This is a genomic window from Nostoc sp. DedSLP03, from assembly GCF_034530815.1.
Lineage (GTDB): Bacteria > Cyanobacteriota > Cyanobacteriia > Cyanobacteriales > Nostocaceae > Nostoc.
In genome coordinates this window covers 37,399-49,361 of record NZ_JAVRCK010000068.1, presented here as the reverse complement: position 1 = coordinate 49,361, position 11,963 = coordinate 37,399, and the positions used below count along the sequence as shown (strand labels likewise).

The 11,963-nt window shown below is 40.0% G+C and carries 10 protein-coding genes; 2 read left to right on the top strand and 8 right to left on the bottom strand.

Annotated features, from left to right (window positions below; genetic code table 11):
* Nucleotides 1-428: 428 nt before the first annotated feature.
* From RM368_RS26890 to RM368_RS26860, 7 genes are all read right to left on the bottom strand, one after another.
* Nucleotides 429-1,130 (bottom strand): hypothetical protein, encoded by a 702-nt coding sequence (locus tag RM368_RS26890; RefSeq protein ID WP_322696879.1) that lies wholly within the window; start codon nt 1,128-1,130, stop codon nt 429-431.
* Nucleotides 1,131-1,510: 380 nt separating this feature from the next.
* On the bottom strand, nt 1,511-2,278 hold the full coding sequence (locus RM368_RS26885) for a phosphatase PAP2 family protein (RefSeq protein ID WP_322696878.1): 768 nt from the start codon (nt 2,276-2,278) through the stop codon (nt 1,511-1,513).
* Between the two features lie 35 nt (nt 2,279-2,313).
* Nucleotides 2,314-3,555 carry a hypothetical protein gene (locus tag RM368_RS26880; RefSeq protein WP_322696877.1) on the bottom strand — a complete coding sequence of 414 codons (1,242 nt, stop codon included), beginning with the start codon at nt 3,553-3,555 and terminating at the stop codon, nt 2,314-2,316.
* Nucleotides 3,556-4,327: 772 nt separating this feature from the next.
* Nucleotides 4,328-5,062 (bottom strand): glutathione peroxidase, encoded by a 735-nt coding sequence (locus RM368_RS26875; RefSeq protein WP_322696876.1) that lies wholly within the window; start codon nt 5,060-5,062, stop codon nt 4,328-4,330.
* Between the two features lie 77 nt (nt 5,063-5,139).
* Nucleotides 5,140-6,069, bottom strand: coding sequence for an alpha/beta hydrolase (locus RM368_RS26870; protein WP_322696875.1), 930 nt, complete (start codon nt 6,067-6,069; stop codon nt 5,140-5,142).
* A gap of 22 nt (nt 6,070-6,091) precedes the next feature.
* A complete protein-coding gene (locus RM368_RS26865) occupies nt 6,092-6,916 on the bottom strand; it encodes an SDR family oxidoreductase (RefSeq protein WP_322696874.1) in 825 nt (274 codons plus the stop codon).
* 132 nt (nt 6,917-7,048) lie between these two features.
* The gene (locus tag RM368_RS26860; protein ID WP_322696873.1) at nt 7,049-7,534 is read right to left on the bottom strand and encodes a glutathione peroxidase; all 486 of its coding nucleotides are present in this window, start codon (nt 7,532-7,534) and stop codon (nt 7,049-7,051) included.
* 812 nt (nt 7,535-8,346) lie between these two features.
* Here RM368_RS26860 and RM368_RS26855 point away from each other — a divergent pair.
* Both RM368_RS26855 and RM368_RS26850 read left to right on the top strand, forming a co-directional pair.
* Complete coding sequence (locus RM368_RS26855) at nt 8,347-9,900, top strand: ammonium transporter (protein ID WP_322696872.1); 1,554 nt, start codon at nt 8,347-8,349, stop codon at nt 9,898-9,900.
* A 271-nt stretch (nt 9,901-10,171) separates the two neighbouring features.
* The gene (locus RM368_RS26850) at nt 10,172-10,627 is read left to right on the top strand and encodes a DUF2141 domain-containing protein (RefSeq protein ID WP_322696871.1); all 456 of its coding nucleotides are present in this window, start codon (nt 10,172-10,174) and stop codon (nt 10,625-10,627) included.
* A gap of 76 nt (nt 10,628-10,703) precedes the next feature.
* On the opposite strand, the gene RM368_RS26845 is transcribed toward RM368_RS26850, so the two are convergent.
* Nucleotides 10,704-11,864: a peptidoglycan-binding protein gene (locus tag RM368_RS26845; protein WP_322696870.1), complete on the bottom strand. Its 1,161-nt coding sequence runs from the start codon at nt 11,862-11,864 to the stop codon at nt 10,704-10,706.
* Nucleotides 11,865-11,963 lie beyond the last annotated feature (99 nt).

The following is an 11,963-nucleotide window of genomic DNA, read 5'->3' as shown; positions in this document are numbered from 1 at the left end:
CCTGAGTCAAACGAGGCTCTGTTCTCTTTAGATTTTCTTTACGAATCAGCTCTTAGAGGATGTCTGAGAAGTATCAAATATTTATTGATCCCCCCTAACCCCCCTTAAAAAAGGGGGGAATAAGAATCTTAAAGTCCCCCTTTTTAAGGGGGATTTAGGGGGATCTCCAAAGGTTAGATGTATATAAAAGAACTTTTCAGACATCCTCTTATGGGGTAGGCATCTTGCCCGCCTGGACGGGTGAGGACACCCATCCCACAATAAAATTTATTGCAACAATTTAGCCTTGCCACGCCATTACAATACCTAATTTTTTTCAAAAATCAAATATGATTCCTATATAACAGTTGAAGGTTCCGAATGTGAGATAAAAACTGCGAAGATATGGGTTTTGTCTTTGTCTTTATAAAACCCAACAATACAACAGACTAGAAACGAGTTCTGCTATTGCTCCAGTCGCCGGAATCGCAAGTACCACGGAAATTCTCAATCCCATTAATGGCAATCCGTCCACTGCGTCGATCGATCTCAACACGCGGATGATTTAGCCCATTTACTTGGTATTTTCCCGTGATTTGCTCAGGTGTGACACGGAGATCCTTGAGGTTCCACCATCCATTAGTACCGCCGGAATTAATTGGCGGGATGAGTCTTCCGCCCAGATGAATTTTTCCCTGCATATTACGAATCTCGACTTGAACCTCGGAATCGAACTCGTTTGTCGAAGACTCTACACGATTTTGCAGTTCATAGCGATGACGGCGTGAGTTCCATTCATAGCTGTTGCGGTTTTCAAGACTTGGTTTGCGACCTTCACCGTAGCAGATTAAGGTCAGTTTTTGCCCCATTGAGTTGTCACTGTTGCGCTCAGGTGCGCCTTGCTCCCGGAGATAGGTATCGATCGCAGTTTGAGCTTTACCAATTTCTCTTGAACTACAGGAACGACCGTTTTGAACTAGCTCCCCTTGAGGACTAAAAAGGACAGTGCAACCGCTTCCTCGTGTCATCCCCGTCACACTTAAATTACCGTTGTCTACAGTGTCAATTATCGCTTGAGCATTCACAGAACTTGCGACCGTAAGCGTAAGTAAACCCAGCGCGATCGGCGTTAAAGCCCGCAATGTTTTCATTGTTATATTGATTGTTGTTTGGAATAGATATGAATTAATGGAATCACTCTATCACCAAGAGGTTGAATGGTAAAGTCAGTAAATCGAAAAATATCGCAATCAGCAGCAGGAGAATTTTATTATTTCTGCACTTTTTATTTTTCAACGTCAACTATAAATGTTTGACAATCTATTTTTAATCGTCTGACTGAGTTAAACCAAAAGTAGCAATCACTTGTTTTGTCATCTCCTGGATAACTTTTTTGCTTTGCTCTGGTTTTAATAATCATCTTGCACAAATACAAAATTTGCCCTCAACCCCTTCTCCCCAAATTGCGAGAAGGAGAGCCAATTTCAAAGTCCCTCTCCCTTGGGAGAGGGATTTAGGGTGAGGGCTAATATTACTCCTTATTTATCGACTTTACTTCTTCTGGGAGTAAGGTAGTTTCATCTTTAGGACTTTCGCTATCTATGGATTTGGCTATAGTTCTATAAGGTTTGATAATTAGACTGACACCAATCGTCCAACCTACTGCAACCATCCAACCTGCGAGAATGTCACTAGGAAAATGAACCCCTAGATAGAGACGACACCACGCGATCGCGATGATGTATAAGCTGCCAAATATGAGAACTAACCAGCGCCAAGAGGTAGCCCAAGTTAAAAATAACAAAATTGCTACCAGTGTTACACTCGTCATTGCATGAGCGCTGGGAAATGCAAAACTAGACTCAGGTGCAATGGACTGCCACAATTGTGGACGCACTCGATGCATTAATTGTTTTGCGGTGCGGTTGATGATGACGCTTCCTGCTGAGGCGGTGAGTAAATAAGCTAGCGATCGCCAGCGTTTTTGAAGTAGTAACATCAGTGCGATCGCCCCCAAAATCACCATTGCCGTCCAAGGCAACCCAATTGTCGCTAGGGTGACAGCTAAAACATCTAACTGTGGGTTTGTGGTAGAATGAACTGCTAACAGAATCGGCACATCCCAAGGAAAGCCCGCTTGATTCTCCCATATCCTCACTGTCAGGATTTCAAAAATCTGCAAAGGTAAATAGACTCCAATCAAAAGGAGTAAGAGCGATCGCCAACGAGCAATCAACAGGTTTTTGAGAAAATCAAGCGGCGATTGACTCTCTTTATTGATTTTTTTCTCTTTTTCCATATCTAAATTTAAAAGGCGATCGACGACTTCACTGATTACAAATGACTGGAAACTTGAGAAGTTCCACAATGTTTACAGTACGACAAATGCTTATAAGTAAGATTATGGCAGTTATGGCATTCAATGTACTGATAATAACCGCAATGTGGACAGTAATTATCAAGATGTCGAATTTTCTTGGCACAATTGACACAGCGTGATTTTTGAACTCTGCTAGCTGCTTGGACTTTAGCGTTAAAGACAAATTTTTGAAAAAATTGGATGATTCCAAAACCAATAACTGGAATCAGCAAGATATAAACATAATTTATCAGGAAAAGTAAACCGCCAAAAATGGCACTGATTATATCAAATAAAAATTTGAATATTGCACCTATTTGGAGAAATTCAAATATTTTAATGATTAATGGGATAAAAAAGATAACTAGTAAATGCCAGCTAATTAGCGAGACGAGTCCATATCCTCTTCTTTGGGCAAATTTATGAACTGATAAGGCAATGAGAATCAGTGGTAAAAGAAAGAGGGACTGAAAACCAAGTTGGATACTTGGATACCAAAATGATGCCTGATGATAGCCTTTATCGACTTCTTGAAATCGATTGTCATTTTTCAGAAAGGCTATAAAACTAATGCTTTCTGGTTTAGCAAGTAGTTCATTTTTCAGAGTAGAAGTTTCTTGTTGAAGAGTAGAAATTTGGCGATTATTTTCTTCTAACGTCTGTTTGGCTTTTTCAGCACTGACTTGATTAATTGATTGTTCGCGATTCTGTCCGGCAATTTTTTCTAATAGCGTTGAGTCGTACTGAGATTTAATCGTGCTATTTGCTTGTTCGAGTCTACTAATTTTTGCTTGTTTTTGCTCGATAGTTTTGATAATTTGCTGCTTTTCAGAATTCTTAATCTTATCTTTGTAATCGGCATATTGCAAACACGTTTGAGAAACCTTACCTAGATGTCCTGCTTCGGCTTGTTGATAGTTTCCCCGAAAACTAAATTGACTGTTCGTGTAAGATGACAATGAAAGTCTAACAATTTCATAGTCTTTATCTTTAGTGGTTTTCGCCCGGTAATTTTGCCACTCTGAATAACATGGATAAGCTTCAGTTGGACTGATATGCCATCTGCTAATATCATCGAGTCCGGTAAAAACATTAATTAAGATAAAAATATCAACTATAATAATCACAATCAAACTGACTTTATTCAGTGGTTCGTTGTTGATTGTTCTGGAATTACTAAAAAATTGACTCAAAATTCGGCGAATTCTGGCAAACATATTGTCTTTTAAATAAATGTAAATTTAATCCGAATCAATTTTATGCGATCGTTAGTGAATAGCTAGACAAAAATACATCTACCGATCTGAAGATTTGTTAACTACTGGGGAAAAACAAAATCCCCGACAACTTTTACGAAGTCGGGAATCTGTGTTTTTCAATTCTTACAAATCAGGCTGCGGTCAAAAATATCATAACTTTCGCCTGAAGTTTACACAATGTTTATAATTTATGAAAGCGATGCCTACGGCGGTCACTGAGCGCAGCCAAAGTGCGGGCTACGCCTACGCACCTGTGTACTCGATCGCGGTGCGACAAAGTTTAAAGTACTCCAACACGACTTCGGAGTACCTCGAAACGACTTCGGAGTACCTCGAAACGACTTTGAAGTACCTCAAAATGACTTTGAAGTACCTCAAAATGACTTTGAAGTACCTCAAAACGACTTTGGAGTACCTCGAAACGACTTTGAAGTACCTCAAAACGACTTTGAAGTACCTCAAAACGACTTTGGAGTACCTCGAAACGACTTTGGAGTACTTCAACACGACTTCGAGGTATCTGTTGCTTATATAGCAATATGGTTCAGTTAAGGAAGACAAGGGTTTAGGGGGAGTTGCAAAAAAATTGTAGATTGGGTAAAGGCTTTGCCAAAGCCAACATCCTGATATATGTTGAGTTGCGCTTTGCTCCACCCAACCTACGTCTAATGCACTTTCCCCCTTTTCCCGACAAATGCCAAGAAGTCTACTATTGCAAACCTACTCAACCCTATTTAGCAGCGAAGTAGGCTTCTAATGCCTCAGAACCACCAATTAATTTACCATCGATAAATACTTGGGGAACTGTTGTTGCACCCGCAACTGCTTTTAGCGATCGCGTGGTGATATCCTTACCCAAGGTAATTTCTTCGTAGTTGATGCCATGTTCCTTGAGCATTGCCTTAGCACGGGCACAGTAAGGACAACCCACTTTCGCAAACAGGGAAACTACTTCGGGCTTAACTGCTTGGGGATTGATGTATCTGAGCATTGTCTCAGCATCAGACACCTTAAAGGGATCTCCTGGCTCCTCTGGTTCAATAAACATCTGGTTAATTACACCATCTCTCACCAGCATAGAATAACGCCACGATCGCTTCCCAAACCCCAGGTCTGATTTATCTACTAATAGACCCATGCCTTCAGTAAATTCCCCATTTCCATCAGGAATTAGTGTGATATTTTCTACTTCTTGATCCTTTGCCCATTCGTTCATCACAAAGGCATCATTAACAGAAATACAGATAATGTCATCGACACCATTCTGTTTGAAAATTGGAGCTAATTCGTTGTAGCCAGGGAGATGAGTAGATGAACAAGTCGGAGTATAAGCACCTGGTAAAGAGAAGACAACTACTGTCTTATTAGCAAATAGCTGATCGGTTGTCACATCCACCCACTGGTCGTTATTGCGAGTATGAAAAGTGACATTGGGTACTCTTTGTCCTCGATGATTGGGTAACATAATTTTGCTTGCCGTTAGTAATCAATTCCAGTCATAACCTATCATGAGAGAACTGGTACAATGTAACTATCAATCGTCTAAGAAACTTCATTAATGAAGGTCGCGATCGCTGCTACAAATTCGGTGGTTGATTCATAGGGTAAAACATTACGTCCGTTTATTTTTATACCTCTATTTTTAGGGAAACAAGCAAGATAATGAGCCAAGCGTTCATCTGGCGTTTCTTTTTTATTGTCTTGGCTAATACTCGATGCAGTTTCGCCCATAACTATTAATGTTGGTTGCCCAATAGAGGCCATAAAACTAGTATAATCATCTCGCCAAAACCCTGCTAAAAAAGAAAACACTGCATGGCGGCTTGCAGGATTTTCTGCACCTGCAAGCAATGTATTTAACCACTCTGCATCCACCGCATTTTCAGAAGCAAAAAGTTGGCGAATCGAGAAAGAACGTAAAAATTTTGGAGTGCGTGCATAGCGATAAAAAGCACTGCCAAAAGGCGAATCTAATACATTCCAAAGAAATTTTTCCTGCCATTTTGGTGGTTTATTTGTCATCAAAGCCCACGTTGGCGGCCCAGAAAGTACCAATCCGGCAATTAAATTTGATTCTTTTTGGACTAATTGAATAGCAACTGGCAATAAAGCGCCTTGCACTACAACAATAACAGGTTTTTGGACTACTGTTTGTAAAAAGGACTGCAACTGTTCTGCCCAATCACTAGGAGTGTAAGCTATACGGGGCATATCACTTTCACCACATCCTAGTAAATCAGGGTTATAAATTGAATTACGCTGACCTGTACTATACCACTCGCGACAAAATCGTTGCCAAAATCGCCGCGATAATCCCACGCCAATCGGATGAATTAATAGTAAGGGAATGCCCTCAGATGTTGTATTAATTGGTTGATGTACTTCGTAGGCACAACGATAATTCTGCCAACTGTAAAACTGGCTAGGAGATGCTGTCAAATTAGTTGTGTTAGCTACAGCAGATGGTTGCATAATTCCTAGTTTTTAATACGTACTAAAAAATCATCTGTGGATGAATCAATTTGTATCCAGCTTCTTTGAGTTTTTCATTCGATACCCAAGCATTATATGGGCGAGTACTTGTGATAGATGTATCCCATTCTACTTTGGGTAAATTATGTTTTTCAAATAAGCTATCTAGCAAGTCTCGGCTAGTGAGATGTGCATCATCTACCAGATTGTAAATTCCTTGCAAACGACGGTGACGGGCAAATTCTATCGCACCAACAATATCATCTAGATGAATCCAATTTGTGGTGTCCTCACCATTGCCCGGACGGGTTGTACCAGAATATCTACCAAATATTTTCAACAGTTCTCTACCAGTTCCATAAATTCCTCCTAAGCGGAATATACAAACACGGAGATTTTCGCTAGATGCCGATAGCAACACCTCTTCTGTTTTGCAGAGGATTTGGGCATTTAAATTAGCAGGTGCAAGCGGTGTTTCTTCATCTACCCATACACCATTTCTGTCACCATATACGGCATAACTACCTGTGTAGATTAATTGTTTTACACTCTTAATCTGCTGTAAGCACGAAACTAAAGTTTGGGCAGTTTGTAGATAAGTTTTTTCATAAACTTCTCTATTTTTTGCCCCAACACTCAAAAGTACAACTTCTTGATTATGCAAAACTGATTTTAGACCATCTATGTCATTACCACTGGTAACTACAACTCTTTGAGATACTGATTGTAGGGCGGGGACACGCTCAGGCGAAGTTGTGGTTACACTAACAACAAAATTCATATCTTGCTGCCAATATTGAGCAACTTTATAACCAACATAACCACAACCAATGATTGCAACGTTCATGACAAATTAGACTCAAATAAATTAAACTACTCATTGAGACGATTTTCTGAATTAACTGTCTGGAAGTAAATAATTTTAACAGTCCAGAGCTAATAGTCAATAATTAACAGGACAGAAATTTTTACCTAATGACTATTTCGCTAATTCTTTCTCAATTATGGCAATTATTTCTGGTGAATTTGGCTGGACACTACTATTAAATCGAGCTACAACTTCACCTTGCTTATTAACTAAAAATTTTTCAAAGTTCCAAGCAACAGCTCCCGTTGGCTCAACAGCTTTAGTAAGTCGCTCATAAAGTGGATGCTGCTGTGAACCTTTGGCATGAACTTTATCAAATAGTTCAAAGGTAACACTATATTTACTCGTGCAGAATTGCACAATTTCTTCATTGCTTCCTGGTTCTTGCCCACCAAAATCGTTACAAGGAAACCCTAAAATACGTAAACCTGCTTCTCCATACTTTTGGTTCAACTTTTCTAACCCCTCGTATTGAGAAGTATAACCGCAGAAGGAAGCCACATTTACAATTAAGAGTACCTTATCGGTGTAGTCGTTTAATTGCTTATCTTCACCGTTGATGGTCTTGACTGCAATATCCGAAATTGTGTTATTCATCTGAAATCTGATTGATAGGGAATATTGCCAAGTCTCCCATATTACAGGTACTCTAAACTCGGTTTCTTTAAGGAAATTAGGTTTGTTAGTCTTGTTGTAACAATTCTATGTGAGTTGTGTAGTTGCAAAACCCTGTATCTTGGAGAAATAGCTTGGTAAAGCTGCTATTCCAGCACAAGTACGGTAAATTTAAGTTGTTTTTAATACAAAATTTTGGATGCGGTGATGAATCGATCTAGGTTGAAAGTCATAAAGAATTGACTCTTTGTATCAAAAGTTAACAACATCCTGAATTCTCCAATTTATGATTTTGGAAAATAGGTAGCTAGAAATAATATAGTTACTTTTTTGTTGCATCATGAATTATATTTCATCACAAAAACTAGAAAACTGTATTTTATGATACAGTTTTCTAATTTTGATAGTGAATAGAGCTGAAAATCACATTGTTAGCTTAAAAGAGCCATTTTAGGGTAGTTCTTTCTACCTGATTTTTTATTGAGATTATTAAAGACAATTTTGGGCGCTTTCTCAGCCAATTTTTTTTCAAAGATTAAAGATTAAGTTAAGAAGACTTGACTCTTTCAGAAAATACATCATAAATTTCTGACGAAGAACTATAAAAAATATTTACAAATGTGCCAATAGTTTCTTAAACTCCTACTAAGGTTATTTGAGTTTATGGTTTTTCAATAAGTTGCCTAAAGGAAAAATATCAAAACTCACTGGATCTAATTTCGGACAGTATTTTTTTCTGCTTAACCTGCTTTTTCCCTTTTTTAAGGATAATTTGGAGGATGATGCTCAAATTCATGTACAAACAAAAATCGAAAACAAAAAATAGGCATTTGTCTGCAAGAAATTACGTTATAAACTCGCAATCGAACTCTAAAGTTAAGCTATTGAATTTGATTAAGCGACTTTCTCCCAGTTGGCAAGCTTGTTTACCTATTGCTTGTCTGATTGTGTTGGGTTGGGGTTATGCCGCAGTTGCCCAAACTCCAGCCGCAGCGCCGACGACAGCAGAACTCAAAATTGCTATTGACACATTGTGGGTAGCGATCGCTGCTTTTTTAGTGTTCTTCATGAACGCTGGTTTTTGTATGTTAGAAACCGGCTTCTGTCGCCAGAAAAATGCTGTCAATGTTCTTTCCAAAAACTTGATTGTATTTGCTCTGTCTACCGTTGCCTTTTGGTCAATCGGTTTTGCCTTAATGTTTGGTAATGGCAATGACTTCATTGGATTGAATGGATTTTTTTTAAAAGGAGGAGATAACAGTCCCGCCACAGCAGACGCTTATAAAGGTGTCTTCAATGCCATTAATTGGGCTGGTGTACCTTTAGCAGCCAAGTTTTTATTCCAACTAGTGTTTGCTGGAACAGCAGCAACAATCGTTTCTGGTGCTGTAGCCGAACGGATTAAGTTTGTTAACTTCCTAATTTTTAGCCTTTTACTTGTAGGTATTGCCTATCCCATTACCGGACATTGGATTTGGGGTGGTGGTTGGCTAGCAGATAGAGGCTTTTGGGATTTTGCTGGTTCTACGGTGGTTCACTCTGTAGGTGGCTGGGCAGCTTTGATGGGAGCGGCATTTCTTGGGCCCCGTCTTGGTAAATATCAAGACAAGCAAGTTGTAGCAATGCCCGGTCACAACATGAGTATTGCTACTTTGGGCTGTTTGATTTTGTGGTTGGGCTGGTTTGGTTTCAACCCTGGTTCTGTCATGGCTGCCGATCCTGGTGCGATCGCTCATATTGCTCTAACTACTAACATGGCGGCTGCTGGCGGTGGAATTGCTGCCACGATCGCAGCTTGGTTGTACTTAGGTAAACCAGACCTATCAATGATTATCAATGGTATTTTGGCTGGTTTGGTTGGGATTACAGCATCTTGTGCTTACGTAGGTGTCGCTAGTTCTTTAGTAATTGGCTTCATTGCTGGGGTACTGGTAGTTTTCTCTGTAACATTCTTTGACAAACTTGGCATTGATGACCCAGTGGGAGCTACCTCAGTTCACTTAGTTTGTGGTATTTGGGGAACCTTAGCAGTTGGTCTATGGTCTGTTGGCCCTGGTGTTTTTACCTGGTATACACTTGGCCCAGAAAAAGGTTTATTTTCCGGTGGTGGCTTTGGACAGTTTGGTGTTCAGTTGCTGGGCGTTGTCTCAGTAGGTGGGTTCACTGTTTTACTCAGTAGTATTTTTTGGTTGGCACTAAAAGCTACTTTAGGTATTAGAGTATCTAAAGAAGAGGAATTAGAAGGTTTGGATATTGGCGAACACGGTATGGAAGCCTACAGTGGATTTCTTAAAGAAGGTGATGCAATGGCATTTTCTGACGAACAAAGCTCAATTGGGAGATATTAGGGAAATATTTCTTTAGCTCACCCTCTGGCATATTCTGACAGCAGAAATCATGTATTTGAACCACACCTCTCGTCGGGGCGTAAGGCCTTGCGCTCCTACTGCGTGGTCTATTTATCTGAAAATAGCTGTAATTTGAGCGACCAATACACCATTAGTTGATTGAACTGATTTTGCTTCTCTACCCAAGCGGTGAAAAGTAGGGGGTATAAAATCTCCTGCCCCCTGCCTCCTTCAATAATTTAGCGATCGCATTTTACCTTGTGAAAATTTTATGCTTAAAGGCTTAAGAGTTAGTATGCTGCTATTGGCAGCGATCGGAAATTTAGCATGGTCATTTAATGCCAAAGCAAATTTTAACGGCAAACTCACCGTGGAAATTGATGGTTTGAAGAATAAAAAAGGACAAGTTTGTGCCAGTATATTTGCTAGCAGTGAAGGATTTCCTAGCGATGGCGATCGCGTCTTACAAAAGCAGTGTACCAAGATTACTGAAAATCCCTTACCACTTACCTTTAATAACTTGAAAGCAGGTAGTTACGCCGTTGCTGTCTTCCACGATCAAAATAATGACCGCACTCTCAATACCAATCTTTTTGGTATACCAAGAGAAGGTTTTGGGTTTTCCAGCAACCCAGAAATTCGCACAAGAGCGCCTAAATTTAGCGAAGCAGCATTTTTAGTGGCAGGGCCAGATACTAATATCCACATCCAGTTGAAATATTTTTAAGCTGACAGCAGATTCAGCTTGGTACACTGCCAATACTTTTCCTCAAAACCCGACAAGTATTGGTACACATCAATCTCTATTGTTGTGAATTACGATCGGAATCTTCTTGTAGACTCTGTTGCTCTGGCAAGTCACGTATTCGTATTCGATTCATCTGATTTAAAGCATATCGTGCTGTTGCTTGCACATCGGCATCTGGGTCTTCTAGCGCATGGTGCAACATCTGAGTCATTTGACCCATCATGTCATAAACGCGCGTCAGGTCACGGATCGCATTTTGCCGCACTTGTGGACTTTCATTTTGAATTGAAATTGCTAAAGCACGGTTCATTGGTTTGAGTGTGCGCATACCAATTTCTGACAAAGCTGCCAAAATTAAGCTGCTTTCTTGAGAATCAGCATCAATTATCAGGTCAACCAGATGTTGAATTGCCCGCGAATCTCCTTGCTGACCCAAATCCCAAATAGCCTTGCGCCTCTTGGTTGGGTCAGAACTGCGTAAATCTTGAATTAATTCCTCAACGATATTGAGTTTAGCAAGACGAGAAGTTTTTTCTGGTAACAGTAATTGTGTGGAAAATGTTGGTGGTGGAGGAGGTGTTTGTAGACTAGTGACAGTTTCCAGTAAAGGTGGTGTAATCGGCTCTTTGTCAGCTTCACTCAAACTTTTAGGCTCTGATATTTCGGACTTTTGCACTTGCTTTCTCTTCTGAAACAACCTCAGCAGATAAAAAAGTGCGCCACTACATCCTAAAACTCCAATGGCAAATAGTAACCACCAGATAAAACCTCTCTCAGGTGCTTTGGAATTTGCAGAAGTCGGAGCAATAGAGGTAGCTGTTGAAGAGGTAACTTTTGGAGAGGTGAAAAACTGCTTTTTCGCCTCTATTGCTGCTTGCAGTTTCTCCTGAGTCGCCGGGCCAGCAAGCCCATCAAATTTTAAACCCTTTACTTTCTGGAATTTAGCTACAGCGATTTCCGTATTGGCGTTATACTGTCCATCTACCACGCCCCTGTAGTACCCCAACTGCTTTAATTGGGTTTGTAGTCTCTGCACATCTGATTTTCGACTACCATATCTCAAAACAGCTGGACTAGCAGTAACTTTTGGACTAGCTTGTGCAAGTTCTAAAATTTCAGGTGCTAGGTTAGGTGAAGCTGCACTTGAGCGATTTGGGTAAAAACCCACGCAAGCAAAACAGGTAAATATCAGAATTGAGGAACGGCATAGCCTCATATTGCAAGTTTCAGCTTGAAGGTGCTTTTAAAATCTTCGATACCACAATAGCTTCTAGACGACCAAATGTTAACTGTCATTTTTAATTGAGAATTGGGT